The 17,094-nt window shown below is 48.3% G+C and carries 12 protein-coding genes; 2 read left to right on the top strand and 10 right to left on the bottom strand.

The window, feature by feature from the left end; genetic code table 11:
• Positions 1-181: 181 nt before the first annotated feature.
• Both D2910_RS08185 and D2910_RS08180 read left to right on the top strand, forming a co-directional pair.
• Complete coding sequence (locus D2910_RS08185) at positions 182-1,390, top strand: ROK family protein (RefSeq protein ID WP_084242951.1); 1,209 nt, start codon at positions 182-184, stop codon at positions 1,388-1,390.
• Between the two features lie 81 nt (positions 1,391-1,471).
• Positions 1,472-3,082: a glycoside hydrolase family 43 protein gene (locus tag D2910_RS08180; RefSeq protein WP_117313124.1), complete on the top strand. Its 1,611-nt coding sequence runs from the start codon at positions 1,472-1,474 to the stop codon at positions 3,080-3,082.
• A 53-nt stretch (positions 3,083-3,135) separates the two neighbouring features.
• Here D2910_RS08180 and D2910_RS08175 read toward each other — a convergent pair whose 3' ends face one another.
• From D2910_RS08175 to D2910_RS08125, 10 genes are all read right to left on the bottom strand, one after another.
• On the bottom strand, positions 3,136-4,140 hold the full coding sequence (locus D2910_RS08175; RefSeq protein ID WP_117313123.1) for an LLM class flavin-dependent oxidoreductase: 1,005 nt from the start codon (positions 4,138-4,140) through the stop codon (positions 3,136-3,138).
• Positions 4,141-4,379: 239 nt separating this feature from the next.
• Positions 4,380-5,432: a D-xylose ABC transporter substrate-binding protein gene (gene xylF / locus D2910_RS08165; RefSeq protein ID WP_117313384.1), complete on the bottom strand. Its 1,053-nt coding sequence runs from the start codon at positions 5,430-5,432 to the stop codon at positions 4,380-4,382.
• A 2-nt stretch (positions 5,433-5,434) separates the two neighbouring features.
• Positions 5,435-6,988 (bottom strand): response regulator, encoded by a 1,554-nt coding sequence (locus D2910_RS08160; RefSeq protein ID WP_117313121.1) that lies wholly within the window; start codon positions 6,986-6,988, stop codon positions 5,435-5,437.
• Positions 6,981-8,429 carry a sensor histidine kinase gene (locus D2910_RS08155; protein WP_084242956.1) on the bottom strand — a complete coding sequence of 483 codons (1,449 nt, stop codon included), beginning with the start codon at positions 8,427-8,429 and terminating at the stop codon, positions 6,981-6,983. The genes D2910_RS08160 and D2910_RS08155 overlap by 8 nt, the downstream gene beginning before the upstream one ends.
• The gene (locus tag D2910_RS08150; RefSeq protein WP_117313120.1) at positions 8,426-9,406 is read right to left on the bottom strand and encodes a sugar ABC transporter substrate-binding protein; all 981 of its coding nucleotides are present in this window, start codon (positions 9,404-9,406) and stop codon (positions 8,426-8,428) included. The genes D2910_RS08155 and D2910_RS08150 overlap by 4 nt, the downstream gene beginning before the upstream one ends.
• Before the next feature lie 132 nt (positions 9,407-9,538).
• Positions 9,539-10,714 carry a sugar ABC transporter permease gene (locus tag D2910_RS08145; protein WP_084242958.1) on the bottom strand — a complete coding sequence of 392 codons (1,176 nt, stop codon included), beginning with the start codon at positions 10,712-10,714 and terminating at the stop codon, positions 9,539-9,541.
• A 13-nt stretch (positions 10,715-10,727) separates the two neighbouring features.
• Positions 10,728-12,248, bottom strand: coding sequence for a sugar ABC transporter ATP-binding protein (locus tag D2910_RS08140; protein ID WP_117313119.1), 1,521 nt, complete (start codon positions 12,246-12,248; stop codon positions 10,728-10,730).
• Between the two features lie 84 nt (positions 12,249-12,332).
• On the bottom strand, positions 12,333-13,457 hold the full coding sequence (locus D2910_RS08135; protein ID WP_084242960.1) for a sugar ABC transporter substrate-binding protein: 1,125 nt from the start codon (positions 13,455-13,457) through the stop codon (positions 12,333-12,335).
• 225 nt (positions 13,458-13,682) lie between these two features.
• Entirely contained in the window at positions 13,683-14,783 is a 1,101-nt protein-coding gene (locus D2910_RS08130) for an ABC transporter ATP-binding protein (RefSeq protein WP_117313118.1), read from the bottom strand.
• A gap of 30 nt (positions 14,784-14,813) precedes the next feature.
• A complete protein-coding gene (locus tag D2910_RS08125) occupies positions 14,814-17,087 on the bottom strand; it encodes a glycoside hydrolase family 65 protein (RefSeq protein WP_117313117.1) in 2,274 nt (757 codons plus the stop codon).
• Between the last annotated feature and the right edge of the window lie 7 nt (positions 17,088-17,094).

Raw genomic sequence — 17,094 nt, 5'->3', positions numbered from 1 at the left:
CGAGTGAAGTGCTGAGATCCACTCGGGCGAAGTAGAACGAGTCCGAGTTAGCTCAGCACGAGCCCCCAGGAAAGCGAAGCTGTATTGCGTAATATCGTTAATTAAAATTATTATTTATTCAACATAAATAACAGGTTTAATTTGTTAGAATAGAATAAAAACAGAGAAAGAGCTGAAGCTGATGAAAACCGTGGTAACCAGGACTTTTAACCATCATGTAGTTAAAGAAGGAAACAAATCGTTGGTGCTCAATAAGATCATCGATTGCTCCCCTATTTCAAGGGCGTCGGTCGCCAGCGAAGTCGGCCTGAATAAAGGGACGGTTTCCTCTTTGGTCAATGATCTGCTGGAAGATCATCTGATTTACGAATCCGGTCCCGGCGTTTCAAGCGGCGGCAGGCGCCCGGTCATGCTCTTGTTCAATGAAAAAGCTGGCCATTCGATCGGCATCGATATCGGGGTCAATTACCTGCTGGGCATTTTGACTGACCTGAGCGGCAATATCGTCCTGAAAAAAGAAGTCACATTCAAAGATCTTTCTTATGAAGAGATCGAAGCGAAACTGTTTGCGGTCATCGATCATTTGCAGGCATCCGCTCCGCCGAGTCCGCATGGCATCATCGGCATCGGTGTCGGGGTACCGGGTATCGTCGACAACGACGGCAATATCCTGCTGGCGCCGAACTTGAACTGGAAGAACTTGAACCTCCAAGCGATTTTGGAAGACAAATATGGTCTTCCGGTGATCATCGAAAACGAAGCCAACGCGGGTGCTTATGGCGAGAAGAAATTCGGAGCCGGAACGGAATGCGATAATATCGTCTACGTCAGCGCGGGCATCGGTATCGGCGTCGGATTGATCCTGAACGGTGAACTTTACAAAGGATCGAACGGCTTCTCGGGGGAACTCGGCCATATGACCATCCAGATCGACGGTGAAACTTGCCGCTGCGGCAATAAAGGCTGCTGGGAACTGTATGCTTCCGAACAGGCTTTGATCAAGCGGGCGGAACCGATGGGCTTGCCGCTCGCCGACCACGAAGAATTCGACTTGACCAATCTGCAGGCACTGGCTGCAGCCGGCAATAAAGACGTCATCGCCCTGTTTGAACAAACAGGTGATTATTTGGGCGTCGGCATCAACAACATCATCAATACGTTCAATCCCCAGCAGGTCATCATCGGCAACCGGCTGGCATCCGCAAAAGAATTATTGGAACAGCCGTTGAACAACCGCGTCGCCAACCAGGCGCTGTGGTTCCAGAAAAATGATCTGGAGATCAAATTCTCAGAGCTGTCCACGTTCTCGACAGCCCTTGGCGTGGCTGCTTTTTCAATCGAAAACTTCCTGCAGGTCAGCATCCGCCAGAAGAACGTGCTATCTGTCTAGGCTGGTCCGCTGCCGGATCTTTTCCGGCAGGATTTTTGTAAGCACTTACATGTGAAAATATATTGCAAAGGATGGATTATTTTGACGAAGATTCTTAACCCGATTTTGCCGGGATTCAATCCCGACCCAAGCATCTGCCGTGTGGGGGAAGATTATTACATAGCCGTTTCCACTTTTGAATGGTTCCCCGGCGTCGGCATTTACCATTCCAAAGACCTGAAAAACTGGCGTCTCGCTTCACGGCCGCTTAACCGTGTCAGCCAATTGAACATGATGGGCAACCCGAACTCAGGCGGCGTCTGGGCTCCTGCGCTATCCCACAGCGACGGCCAGTTTTGGCTCATCTATACAGACGTCAAAGTGACCGAGGGCCAATGGAAAGATTGCCATAATTACCTGGTGACATGCGACACCATCGATGGTGAGTGGTCCGAACCTTCCTATTTGAACAGTTCAGGTTTCGACCCTTCACTGTTCCATGACGAGTCAGGCAAGAAATATTTCGTCAATATGTATTGGGACCACCGCAAAGGACATCATAATTTCTACGGCATCGTGCTGCAGGAATTCGATCCGGAGCAGCGCAAGCTTGTCGGTGAATCCAAAATCATCTTCAAAGGCACCGACATCAAATTGACGGAAGCGCCTCATCTTTATAAAATCGGTGAGTATTATTATTTATTGACCGCAGAAGGCGGCACGAAATACGATCACCAGGCGACCATCGCCAGGTCGAAAACGATTGACGGCCCGTATGAAGTGCACCCTGAAAATCCGCTGATCACGTCGTTCCCTTATCCGCGGAATCCGCTGCAAAAAGCAGGGCATGCTTCCATCGTCCAGACGCATACCGATGAATGGTTCCTTGTCCATTTGACGGGCCGTCCGTTGCCACAGCAAGATCAGGCATTGCTGGATCCGCGCGGTTTCTGCCCGCTTGGACGTGAAACAGCGATCCAACGGTTGGAATGGAAAAACGATTGGCCCTATGTTGTCGGCGGCAACCAGCCTTCACTCGAAATCGACGGACCGGCAATCGATGAACATGTGTGGGACGAAGACTTCCCGGAAAAAGACGATTTCGATTCCGAGCAATTGAACGCGCATTTCCAGACTTTGCGCATCCCGCTCGGCGAAGAAATCGTCTCGCTGAAGGAAAATCCAGGCCACTTGCGCATCCACGGACGCGAATCACTGACGTCGAAATTCACCCAAGCCTTCGTCGCGCGCCGCTGGCAGCATTTCAACTTCACAGCCCAAACGAAAGTCGCGTTCAATCCGACGACGTTCCAGCAAGGCGCTGGCCTTGTCAATTACTACAATACTGAAAACTGGACGGCCCTCCAGATTTCATGGAATGAAGAAAAAGGCCGCATCCTCGAATTGACGGTCTGCGACAATACCGATTTCGACCAGCCGCTGCAAGGCGAGGAAATCGAAGTGCCCGACCATGTCGACTACGTGCATATGCGCGTCGATGTCAAAACGGGCACCTATCAGTATTCCTACTCCTTCGACGGTGAAAACTGGAAAGGGATCCCGGTCCCTTTCCGGTCGCATAAATTATCGGATGATTACATCCAGGGCGGCGGCTTCTTCACCGGCGCATTCGTCGGCATGCAATGCCAGGATACGTCCGGAGCAGGGTTAGCTGCTGATTTTGATTACTTTATTTATAAAGAAAATAAATAACGGACACATTAAAGCCGCTTGAAAGTATTTATGCTTTCAAGCGGCTTTTTCTTCTATTCTTCCAGTTCAAATGCTTCCGACAACAGACGGATTCCTTTCATCCTATTTTCTGCGCCGGCAACATTCGGTATGACCAAAATTTCATCGGTCTGAAAAACTTCGGCAATTTCTTCGATCTGCCGCTTTACATCCTCCGCTGTACCGACCAGCATGCGCTTCCGGTTGCGTTCGACTTTCTCTTTTTCGCTAGTGCTGAAACCGCGCTGCGCTGCCGTTTCCACAGACGGATAATAGGGCGGCGGTGTTTCCGATTCGATGAACAGCAGCCATAGGTCGAACGCCCTCGCCAGTTCCTGCGCTTCTTCTTCCGTCTCCCCGACAACAACAAAAACAGAGACCATAGTTTTGGGCGCATCCTGCAGTTTCGTCGGCTGGAATTGCTCCTCATACGCCCTGAACAATCGGGCACTCGATTTCAGCGGTTTCGCAAAATGGGCATAGACATAACCTGCTCCAGCTTCTGCCGCCACTTTTGCGCTGCCTTCCCCCGTGCCGAGCACCCACATGTCAGGGGCGGTTCCGCTTACCGGAGTAGCGCGGAGTTTCTTAAAGCGATGCTCCGATTCTGTATCGTCCGTGAAATATTTTTGGATATCAGCGATTTGCTGTTCATAGGAAACCGGTATCCCTTTGGACTCGTTCAATGCTTTATTGACCAACCGGTAGCTGCGCGAGCGGCCGATGCCGAGGTCGATGCGGCCCGGATGGAGCGCCTCGAGCAGCCGGAAGTTTTCCGCCACTTTATAGGAACTGTAATGCGGCAGCATGACGCCGCCGGAGCCGATGCGGATTTTTTCGGTCGCGCCGGCGAGATGCATCATCAGCATTTCCGGTGAACTGCCGGCCACCGAAAACACCTGGTGATGTTCAGCCACCCAGAAGCGCTTAAAGCCAAGCTGTTCAGCCATTTGCGCGAGCCGGGTCGTCTGCTGCAGTGCCTCTCCGGCCGCCATACCTTCATCGATCGGCGAATAATCCAGAATGCTTAATGAAATCATGAGTTTCCCGCCTTTTTTTCAAGTTGCTACTAGTTTAGCATGCGAGTTGCGGCAGACTGGAATGGTTTGTTTGCGGTGAAATGGATTTATTTGCGCAGATTTGAATTTGTTTGCGGAAAACGAATTTTATTTGCGCAGATCCTGATTTATTTGCGCAAAATCGTTTTTATTTGCGCATTGTCATTTTTCTGCTTCCGATACAAAATTTACATCAAAAAAGCCTTAGCACCCGCTAAGGCTTATTCTTTCCCGTAAACTTCTTCTTCCGAATGGAATTCATCGGCAATGATGACTTCTTTAAGATTGTCCGCAGTGACAGCTATCGGTTCAAGCAGCACAGAAGGCACTTCACTTTTTCCGTTATTGATGCTGACGGTCGGTTTAAACTCGTTGTTCTGTGCCAGATGGATAGCCAAAGCCGCCACCCGTTCGGACAAATTTTGAATAGGTTTGTAGACGGTCATGGTCTGGGTGCCTTCGACGATTCGCCGTACTGCCGCAAGTTCGGCATCCTGCCCGGCAACCGGAATAGTTCCGGCTAGCCCCTGATCAGTCAACGCTTTGACCACTCCGCCAGCAGTCGCGTCATTAGCTGCAATGACTGCGTCGATTTGATTGTCATTGATGTTCAGAGCTTCTGACATATGGGCATAAGCCGCTTCCGGCGCCCAATCGGCTGTCCACTGGTCATAGATGATCCGGATATCGCCGCGGTCGATTGCCGGCTGCAGCACATTGAAAACCCCTTTTTTCAGCAGATGGGCGTTATTGTCGGTCGGAGCGCCGCCGATGTAGACGTAATTGCCCTTCGGAACACGCTTCAGCATTTCTTCTGCCTGCAGCTCGCCCACTCGTTCATTGTCAAAGGAAACATATAAATCGATATCGGCATTTTTCACAAGTCTGTCATAGGCGATGACTTTAATGCCTGCACCGTGGGCTTTATGGACAATCGCAGCCGTCGCTTCAGCATTATGGGGCACAATGACGAGAAGGTCGATGCCTTGGTGGATCATTTCTTCGGCCTGGGCAATCTGCAGCGCATCATCTCCGTTTGCGGCCCTGATTTCCACTTCAAGACCATGCGATTCAATAGCTTCCTGGAACAGTTTCCGGTCCTTCAGCCAGCGTTCTTCTTTCAGCGTATCCATGGCAAAGCCAATTTTCAGCGGTTCATTATCCTCCGTCAAATCATCTTCTTTAAATACAGCCTTTTCAGGGACCTCAACTGTGTCCCGGCAGGCAGCAAGCGACATGGCCAGCATCAGCAGCAACATTATCCTTACATGCATCTTCACGTCCCAACTTCCTCCGTTTTTCCAGCCTTGAATAATGTCATACGATATTCGGTCGGAGATAGATCATTCATCTTCCTGAACACTTTGCTGAAATAGTTCGGTTCGTGATAGCCTACTTCGAGCGCAATTGCTTTCAGACTTTTTTCAGGGTCGGCCAAAAGTTTCTTCGCTTTTTCAATCCGGCATTCTGTCAGGAAATCGATGTAATTGATGCCGAGTTTCTCCTTGAACATTTTGCTGATGTAAATCGGACTTAGATCCACTTGCCGTGCAAGCGCATCGAGTGAGATATCTTCATGTGAATGTTCGGTGATGAACTGCTTGATCCTGTGGATTTTGTCGACTTCAAGCCGGCTGTAATGGCTCATATAAATTTTTTTCAGGTCTTGGATCAATTTCAGCGTTTCCGAAATCAATTGCCGGTGATCTTTTGCGGGAATCGAATAAAAAGGTGCTTCCGCCTCGATTCCGATTTCCGCCATGACCCGCGTCGTCAGCCATAAAAATTCAAGCGACCGCTGCTGGGTCCGCAGCACTTTTTCCCCTGTATGCTCCAGTTGCCGGATAAGATCAAGCACCAGCGCTTCGACCGCTTCCCATTCACCGAGCCGCACAAAATCAGCGATGCGTTTCTCCTGCTGTTTGATAAATGCCGGAACGTCCTCTTTGATAGGCTCCAATTCATCAGAATAAAATCGGTAGCGTGAAGGAACCTTGATGTCCAGCATGGCCACCAAAGATTTCTGGTAGGAAGTGCGGATTTCATCCAGCGATTGGCACACTGTGCCGATGCCGACAAACCAGCCTTCCTGTCTTCCTGTGACCGCCAGAATTTCTTTGGCGAGCGTAATTGCCTGTGAACGGAAAGAGTGGACCGGATTCCGAAAAACGATGAACGGCAATTGGCTGCCGTAGCAGGCACCCATCCAGACATTATTGCCATTGCTGATGCGCCCTTTGATGTCCGAGTAGATTTGCTCTCCGCCTTCCGGTACAAGGATCGTCATGACAAACTTCTCTTCAGCCGGCTGGGTATCGAGCATTTCAACGAGCAAGTCAATGTGCATTTCATGGACATGATCGAATAACAATTGGGTGACGATATCCGTTTCAACAATTGCCAGTGCTTTCTGAAGCGCTCCCTGTTCCTGCCGGCGCTCCGCTGTTTCCTTCACTTTCTGCCGCAACACGGCGAAAAGCTTATCAGTAGTGGCGACAATTTCAGTTGCTTTGCTGGGCTTCAGCAGATAATCTTTGACACCCAATTTCAAAGCCTGGCGCGCATAGTCGAAGGTGTCGAAAGCGGTCATCATGACGAACTCAGTATCATTGTTTGCCTGTTTTATCTTCTCTATCGCTTCCAAACCGTTCATCGCAGGCATCATGATATCCATAAAGACGATATCCGGCTTCCACTGGGACGCAATTTCAACAGCCGTCTTACCGTTTTTCGCCTGTCTGATTTCGATTTCCTGGAATGCATGCTGAAGAATGGCCTGCATTCCGTCACGTTCAACCGGTTCATCATCAACGAGCAGGAGTTTAAACATAATTTTCAACCTCCATTACTTTTGGCAGTTTCAAGATGATTTTCGTTCCTTTTCCTGGTGCGCTTTCGATAGTCACCACATCTTCACGGCCGTAAAACAATTGCAGTCGCTTGACGACATTCGCGAAGCCGATGCCTGTCGAATGCCCTTCCTGCGGATTGATGCCGCCTTCCAGCAACGCTTTTTTCCTGGTTTCATCCATTCCCTTGCCGTTGTCTTCGATTTCAATAAAGACATTGCCCTCAACATCTTTGATACGGAACCATATCCGTCCGTCTTCTTCTTTCGGTTCAATGCCGTGAATTACTGCATTTTCGATAAGCGGCTGAAGCGTCAGGCTTGGCATCTGATACAATAATGCGGATTCATCAAGTTCAATATGGAAGTTGAGCCGATCGCTGAAGCGGGCTTTCTGGATTTCCATATATTGTTTCAAGACATAGGCCTCTTCCTGCACTGTCACGGTATGATCCATCCGCTTCAAATTATAGCGGAGCAATCCGGCTACACTGACCAGCAGATCACTCGTTTCTTCCGCACCGTCCAAATAGGCTTTCTTCGATAATGTATTCAATGTATTGAATAAAAAATGAGGATTTATCTGGCTTTGCAGATGGCGCATCTGGCTTTGCTGCAAGAGCAGTTTACTTTCCTGCAATTCGCTTTCCACCTGGGCCTTCTGCTGGATTTCAAGAATAAGCTTATTGATATTGACCCTCATATGATCGAATGTTTTTGCCAAAAAGGAAATCTCATCATTCGAATCCACTCGGATCGGCTGATCAAACCGTCCTTTCGCCAATTCGTTTGCCGCTTTGGTCAATTGGTGGACTGGTTTGGTGATGCTCAGCGAAAACAGGTAGGTAAACAACAGCAGCAGAATGCTGGTAAGGGATAATAATAATATTCCCATGGTGTCGAGATCTTCCGACTGCCGGATGATGTCACGGTAAAACCGTTCGTAGGTTTTAAGTTCGGAATTGAAAATGGATAAAGTCATTTCGGAAATATAGATCGAGATGCGGTTGGCTTCTGTAAATTCCGTCAAAGCGGCTTCGTTATCAGCCTGGCCGCTAAAAGCGACGGACCGCTCCACTGTCTCATTAAAGCTTTCAATCATATTGCTGTAATTGGTCAATGTAAATTCGTTTTCGCCGTTGCGTAATCCGAGCATGGCAGCCTGTGCATCCAGCAGCCTGTCCTGGCTCCTTTCCAATCTATTGGCAGTCCGTTCTGTCGGCTCCGTCAAATAGCCATTCAAATTCGTCACGGTCTGCTGGCTTGCATCGGATACTTCGTGCATCTGCAGATAGCGCTGCAGAATATCATTGTATTGGTCCTGCATTTTCTGATTATAGAAAGTCAGCATCAGCCAAATGGCGAACATCATGACGATTACGACACCGGCAAGCATCCAAATCTTTTTTTGGATCGTATTCACGGCAAACCGTCCTTCCCTTCCACGATCCTGATATCTGTAATATAGCCTGCCGAATCGAGGGGAACCACTTCATTGCGCAGCCATTGCATCATTAAGGCAACACTCATTTCGCCCATCTGTTCAGGCGATTGTTCGACGATGCCATCAAGCTTTCCTTCAGCTAAAAGCTGTGAAGCATCCGAGCCATCATCGAACGAGTAGATGTAATAGGGTTCAAGCTCTGTACGGCTGCTGATTTCCTGCATGACCGTGCCAGCCTGGCGTACATTTAGCGCAATGAAAGCATCGACATTTGGATGTTCATTGAGTGCCTGGCGGGTTGCAGCCGCCGCCTCTTCGACTGTAGAGCCGCTGTCCACATAGAAAGAAGTGATCTCCGGATATTTTTTGAGACTGTCTTCCATCCCCTGTAAACGCAGACGCTGGCTGTATTCCAGATCTGTACCGCCAAGCAGCACGACTTCACCCTGTTCACCCATATCACTGACCAGCTGTTCCATCAGCAGCTTTCCTGCATTCTGATGATCTGAGCCAACATATGTTTTGCGCAAGCTCTTCTCCACCGGCACATCATTTGCGACGGTGATGATCGGTATGCCATAGGAAGCTGCCTTGATGCGGGTCAATTGCTGAAACTCTTCTGTATCAAGCCCCTGGACAATGATGCCGTCCACTTTTGAATGTAGGGCAATTTCAACTTGTTTTAAGAAATCTTCCTGATTTTTGCTGTAACTGCCCCATAATTCGAGGCTGATTTCTTCTTTTTCCGCCTGCTTGGAGGCGCCTTCATCCACCAGTTTCCAAAACGGCGTGTCGAGTTCCTGGGAGATGACTACAATACGGAAACGCTCCTGTCCAGACACAGCAGTTTCGGGAAGTTCCCATTCGGAATGAAGCACTTTATTCACTGAAAGAACAGTAAAGAAACCAAGGACGGCACATAGTGAGCAAAGGACAAAGATGACTTTTCTTCTCACATTTCGATCCCCTTTTTGTGTTTAAACTCATTTCATCTTACCACTTGATGGAAAATTCTCAATACTCGTTATGAGACGGAGAAAGCACCTTCAAATTCGAAGGTGCTCATTCTTAGATTATGAAAGGATTCTCTACGCACGTTGTCTGCGTGTCATCACATCAAAAATAACTGCCGCCGCCAACACGCCGCCGCGAATCATGTACTGATATGAAATGCCGACACCCAAAAGGTTCATGCCGCTTGATAAAGACGCCATAACAATTGCCCCGATGATGGCACCGGTCACTTTACCTACACCGCCGGCAGAAGAAACCCCGCCGACATAGGCTGCAGCGATTGCATCCAGTTCAAATAACGTTCCGGCAGTTGTTGTGGCGGATTGCAGGCGCGCTGTGAACAGGATGCCTGACAATGCCGCGAGCATCCCCATTGAACCGAAGACGATCAACGTGATTTTTGTGACGTTGATGCCGCTCAGATGGGCAGCTTCCGGATTGCTCCCGACAGCATAGATGTTGCGGCCAAGGACAGTTTTGGTCGACAGGAAGTGATAGACGACAACGACCAGCAGCATGATGACCACGGTCCAGGAGAAGCCGTTATAGCCTGCCAGAACCCACGTGATATAGCCGATGATAAAAGAAACAAATACCAGTTTGAAGATGAAGATCTTTGGAGATATAACATCAAAACCGTATTTCGCTTTATTGCGGCGATTCGAAATTTCACTGTAAATGTAAAGAATTATACCGATCAAACCGACAAGCAGCGAAAGCAGGTGCAGGCCGTTGACCTCCATCAGCGAAGGGATGAACCCGTTCCCCAATGAGTTGAAAAGATCATCATTGACGATGATTGTGCCGGTGGACTCGGTTACATTCAACAAAGCCCCACGGAAGATCAGCATGCCTGCAAGTGTAGCTACAAATGAAGGGATCCCGATTTTCGCAACCAGAAAGCCGTTGAACAGTCCGATGAAAATCCCGAAAACCAAAACAATCGGAATGACAAGCCAAACGGACAAGCCGATTTGTGTCAGGAAGATTGCCGCAACCGCCCCGAGAAACCCGGCAACGAAACCGACCGACAAGTCGATGTGGCGGATGACGATGATAAGCGTCATCCCTACTGCAAGAACAGCGATGTACCCCGCTGAATCCAGCAGGTTGCTGATGTTCCGGGAAGACATGAATAAACCGTCCGTCAATATGGCGAACGTCAACATGATGACGAACAAGGCGATATACATGCCGTAGTCGCGAATGTTCGATTTGATCAGGAATTTTGCTTCATTAAAAAAACTCATTGATATTTACCTCCTATTGCGTTGCCAGTTCCATAATGGCTTCTTGGGTCGTTTCTGCTTTGGATAATTCCCCGGTGATTCTGCCTTCCGCCATCACGTAGATGCGGTCGCTCATACCGATGATTTCATTCAATTCGGAAGAAATCATGATGATGCTCATACCTTCTTTGATCAATTCGTTCATGATAGTATAAATTTCAAACTTCGCCCCGACATCGATTCCACGCGTCGGTTCGTCGAGTATCAGGATTTTGGGTCCTGTGAACAGCCACTTGCCCAGCGACACTTTCTGCTGGTTGCCGCCGCTCAAATTGCCGACGATCTGTTCAAGCGAGCTTGCCTTGATGTGCAGTGAGTCCTTGTATTGGGAACCGACCATCACTTCTTCGTTCAAGTTGAGGACACCGCGTGCCGAAATCCCTTTTAAATGCGCTGCGGTCACGTTGCTTTTGATGTCTTTGATCAAAAATAATCCGTTCCCTTTCCGGTCCTCTGTCACATAGGCAATGCCCGCTTTGATCGCGTCGCTCGTATGCTTGAATGAAACCGGCTGCCCTTGCACTTTCATGCCGCCCTGCAATTTATAATTTTTAGGATTCCCGAAAATGCTCAGTGCCAGCTCAGTCCGGCCAGATCCCATCAGTCCAGCGACACCGATAATTTCACCTTTTTTCACGTGGATATCCGCCTTCTTCACTACTTCACGGCCAAGCTGTGAGTCGTAGGCCGTCCAGTCATTGATTTCGAGCACTGTATCACCGAATTGATGATCCAGGCGCTTAGGATAAATATCTTCAATCTCACGTCCCACCATATTTTTAATAATGACGCTTTCTGATATTTCCCCTTTATGTGCGTCCAATGTACAGACCGTTTGGCCGTCTCTCAGAATCGTCGCCTTGTCGGCAATTGAAATGACTTCCTTCAGTTTGTGGGAAATCATGATGCACGTAATGCCTTGAGAGCGTAACTCCTTCAACAGCTCCAACAGGTTTTCACTGTCGTTTTCATTCAATGCAGCTGTCGGTTCGTCCAGGATCAGGAGTTTGACATTCTTGCTCAGTGTTTTCGCGATTTCGACCAATTGCTGCTTGCCTACACCCAGATCCTTGATCAATGTTTCAGGATCCACATTCAGCTTCACTTTCTTCAGCATTTGCGATGCCTGGATGATCGTTTCATTCCAGTCCACAAACGGACCTTTTCTGATTTCGTTGCCTGCAAAAATATTTTCGTATACTGTCAGGTCCGGAAACAGCGCCAGTTCCTGATAGATGATGGCAATGCCGGCTTTGACACTGTCATTGATTTCGTTGAATTTCTGCACTTCGCCTTCGAAGACGATGTCCCCTTCATATGTACCGTATGGATAGACTCCACTCAGCACTTTCATGAGTGTCGATTTGCCTGCCCCATTCTCTCCGATCAAACAATGGATTTCTCCTCGTTCCACTTTAAAATTCACGTCATCCAGAGCTTTGATGCCTGTAAATTCCTTCGTGATGCCATTCATCTCTAAAATATAGTCGCTCATTTCTTAGCCTCCCTTACGAAAACGTCAAGGAATGGAGAAATAGTGATAGAAAGTTCTATCACTATTTCCTGGATCCTATTGTTTTTATTCGATTCCTGTAAATTCGCTTGCTTCATAATAGCCGGAGTCGATCAATTCCGCTTTTACGTTTTCTTCATCTACAACAATGACATCTGTTTGTTTCGCTTTTACTTCGCCAGCTCCATTATCATAAGAACCTGTCGTTTCAGGATCGTTGCCGTCAAGCACGTCAACAGCCATGCCCATTGCATCTTCAACCAATGTGCGGACATCTTTGAATACAGTCATCGATTGCTTCCCATCAATAATGTATTGGATCGAAGCTTTCTCAGCATCCTGCCCTGTGATTGTGTAATCCGTCACAGCTGAATCCGATGCGAATACGTCTGCAATCGAACGGGCAGTTCCATCGTTCGGCGCCAGAATCGCAACATCGCCTTTCAACTCTTCACCAACTGAAGTCAAATGCGTCTGTGCTTTGTTCTTCGATTCGTTCGGATCCCAGTTTGTTGTAACCTGGCCGATGATTTTGCTCAACTGGTCGCGGTCCAATTCTTTTGTATCCGATAAAGCTTCCGCTTCACTTGAATTGGCGATTTTGAATGTGCCGTCAGCAATTTTCGGCTGAAGCACTTCCCATGCTCCCTGGAAGAACAGGAAGGCGTTGTTATCAGATGAAGCTCCTGCATATAAATACAGCGGCACATCTTTTCCTTCTGCGTTATCCACCAAATACTGAGCCTGTGCCGCACCTACTGCCAAAGAGTCGAATGTTACATAGTAATCTACTGCATCCGTATCTGTGATCAAACGGTCATATGCGATAACTGTTACGTCATCCGCTTTCGCCGCTTCAACTGCCGCAGCAGCTGCTGCACCATCATGCGGTGTAATGATCAGAACTTTAATCCCTTTATTCAATAACGCTTCCACGTTTTCTTTTTCTTTAGCCGAAGAACCCTGGCTGAATAGAATTTCAGTTGAATAATCCGAATCAGCTAATGCATCTTTGAAGCGCTGTTCATCCTGGACCCAGCGTGGTTCATCTTTAGTAGGCAAAACGATTCCGACATCCACCCCTGAACCCGAACCGGAACCTGCTTCCCCTTCGTCACCGCATCCTGCGGCCAACAATGCAAACAGTGCCAGGACCAACAGGAACATAAATCCTTTGAAATTCTTTTTCATATTCTTTCCCCTCTCCCTTTGTAAATATAAGTAAGTACTTTTTAAGTATAAATTCTGAAAACTTAAATGATAGCGCTTTCACTAGCATTCTTTTAATATCATCTGTACTTTTTTAATTTTTGGGGAATTCAACACAAAAGCACCTGAGAGGTCAGAGAATTTCTAACCTTTCAGGTGCCTGGTCCTGTTCATTCAATTTAGGTGGAGATGAAGTTTCCATCCATTCTATCTTTTAATCCGAAGTTCCGTTTCCTTGTCGAAGAAATGCGCGCGGTTCATGTCGAAAGCCATATCGATCGTCTGCCCGGCCTGGACGTTGAACCGGGAATCGACACGGGCGATGAAATCCTGGTTGTTTACGATCGAATAAAGGACGATTTCCGAACCCATCAATTCAGCCACTTCGATATTCGCCCGGATTTTCGTTTCCGGTGAATGGTCCAGGAATACCGGTTCATCATGGATATCTTCCGGCCGGATGCCGAGCAGCACCGGTTTTCCGTCGTAGCCTTTTTGACGCAATAGCTGTGCTTTGCCTTCAGGCACCTGGACACGGATATCCCCCATCACGAAATGACTGCCTTCCAGCCGTCCGTCCAAAAAGTTCATTGCCGGGGAACCGATGAAACCGCCGACGAAAACATTGTCCGGTTCATCGTAAACTTGTTTCGGCGAGCCGACCTGCTGGATAAAGCCGTCTTTCATGACAACGAGACGCGTCGCCATGGTCATCGCTTCCGTCTGGTCATGCGTCACATAAACCGTCGTCGTCTGGAGACGGCTGTGCAATTTCTGGATTTCCGTCCGCATCTGGACGCGCAGCTTGGCGTCGAGATTGGACAGCGGCTCATCCATCAGGAATACTTTCGCATCGCGCACAATTGCGCGGCCGAGTGCGACACGCTGCCGCTGACCGCCGGAAAGCGCCTTCGGTTTGCGGTAGAGGAAATCTTCCAGGCCTAAAATTTTTGCGGCCCGGTCCACCCGTGCTTTGATATCATTTTTTTTCATTTTGCTCAGCTTTAAACTGAACGCCATATTATCGTAGACATTCATGTGCGGATACAAGGCGTAGTTTTGAAACACCATCGCAATGTCACGGTCTTTCGGCGAGACGTCATTGACGCGTTTATCGCCGATGTACAAATCACCTTCCGTGATGTCTTCGAGTCCCGCAATCATCCGAAGCGTCGTCGATTTTCCGCAGCCGGACGGTCCGACCAATACAAGAAACTCCTTATCCCTGACTTCGAGATTGAAGTCCTGAACCGACACGACTCCCTTATCATAAACTTTTTTGATGTTCACCAAGGTTAAGCCAGCCATTTTATTTCCTCCCGCCATGTGGTTTTGAACTTATCCAATCACAATTTCCTTTCCGCTCTCCAGGAAAAGCGGCTCTCCGTTATGCGTAATATTCAAATCTTCCCCTTCAAGAACGGTGTAGCCAACCTTCTCGCGGGTTATCCGGAATCTCAGCACCCTGCCCTGGTAGCGCAGATGAAACTGGAGTGAATTCCACTCTGCCGGAAGAACCGGCGCCAGCGACAAGCCGTCTTCTTTCAGCCGCAGTCCCGCGAATCCATAGACGATGCCGAGCCATGTGCCGCCCATATTGGCCATATGCAATCCGTCTTTCGTATTCTTATGGGTGTTGTCGAGATCGAGGCGCGCGGTTTCATTGAAATAACTGTAGGCTTTTTCCGGATAGCCGAGCTTCGACGCCATAATGCTGTGGACGCATGATGATAATGAAGAATCATGTGTCGTGATCGCTTCATAATAATCATATGAATTTTTGATGGTCTCGAAATCCTGTTCATCTTCGAGAAGAAAATGAGCGAGCACGGTATCGGCCTGTTTCAGCACCTGATACCGGTACAACGTCAATGGGTGGTAATTCAGCAATAATGGAAACTTCTCAGGCGGTGTATTTTTCAGGTCCCATCTCGCCTTTTGAAGGAAACTGTCATCCTGCGCGTTGATCTGCAGGGTTTCATCATATGGAAGATACATGCTGTCGGCCGCTATCTGCCAATTGCCGACTTCTGTTTCGGTCAATTCGAGCCGGCTTGCCACCTCTTTCAAATGGTCGCTGTCTGTTTCATCCAATAGATAATAGATTTTGGCGGCCCAGCTTAAATTGTGCTTGGCCATGACATTCGTATAATAATTATTGTTTACGATACAGGTGTATTCATCGGGACCTGTTACATCATCGAGCCGGAATTTGCCGTTCTGCAAATGGCCGGTGTCTTCCCATAGGCGTGCTGTTTCAAAGAGCACTTCCGCCATATAGCGTTTCATGAAGTCTTCATCTTTAGTCGCTAAATAAAATTGGATATAACTGTAGGCGATATCCGCGCTGATATGGTATTGCGCAGTGCCGGCAGGGAAAAAGGCGGAACTTTCTGTTCCCGTAATCGTGCGCCAAGGGAATAACGCACCTTTTTCGTGCCCCATTTCCCTTGCCCGCTCCCTCGCGTGATCCAAAATCGAATACCTGTGCAACAGCAGATTTTTCGCAATCTCCGGGTTCGTCATTAAAAAGACCGGGAAAATATAGATTTCGGTGTCCCAGAAATAATGCCCTTCGTACCCTTCGCCTGACAGCCCTTTCGCCGCAATATTGCTCGCAGGATCTTTGCCGACGGATTGGAGCAGCTGAAAAAGATTGAAACGGATGCCTTCCTGGACCCGCTGGTCTCCTTCGATAACAATATCCGAAATTTTCCAGTAAGCGTCCAAATAAGCTTTCTGGTCTTCCAGAAGTTCTTCGAAACACTTATCCTGAACTTGTCGAAGGAGGACCAGCCCTTCATCGACAACATTTTCACCATGCCGCAAGGTTTCGGTATAAATTGCGTATTTTGTGAAATGAACCGTTTCATGGCCTGCACATACATAGGTTTCTTCCAGGGCGGTCTCTGTCAGCCTGCTGTCGTAATCGTAATTTCCGGATGCAAGAGCGGAAGAAGAAACGCACGCCACCTCGAGTTCAGTCACGTATGTAGTGTCTTTTACAATAGCGACTCCATCTTCCAGCCCGGTTTCAGTGACTTGCAGCCTTTTGGCATGACCGGATGCCACACGCGGATCGTCTTTGTCCACAAAATTAGTTACATCGCCATTGACCGTGGAAACGATTTTTACCTCTTCGACCGGCGTGATGGTTTCCACTTTAATATCGATGGCGAACAGTTCCTTCACATTGAACGATACCAGACGCCTGAAGTGGATTTTAACTTCTTTGCCCTTAGGCGATATCCAGTGTACGATCCGTTCAGCAAAACCGCTGTCCAGATGCAAATTCCGCTCAAAGGACAGAACCTCTCCCTCAAATAACGAAAATTTCTCGCCGTCCAGGTAAATGAAGACCGTCTGGGCATCGATGATATTCAGCACTTTTTGCTGCGTTTCCGGAAAACCGTATAGTTTTTCGCCGTACGTGATTTCCGTTTCATCGTGAAAGGCGTTGATATAAGTGCCTCGAATGGATTTACTCCCCTCGCTGTAGCCTTCTTCAAAATTTCCTCTGACTCCCAGATAGCCGTTCCCCAGCGACAACAGACTTTCATTGATCAGCAGATTTTCATTGTCCATTTCGTACTTGGTCAATTTCCAAGCCATTGCTCAC

This window comes from Planomicrobium okeanokoites (assembly GCF_003428875.1).
Taxonomy (GTDB): Bacteria; Bacillota; Bacilli; order Bacillales_A; family Planococcaceae; genus Planococcus; species Planococcus okeanokoites.
The sequence above is the reverse complement of the archived record's forward strand: the minus strand, read 5'-3'. Positions and strand labels throughout refer to the sequence as shown.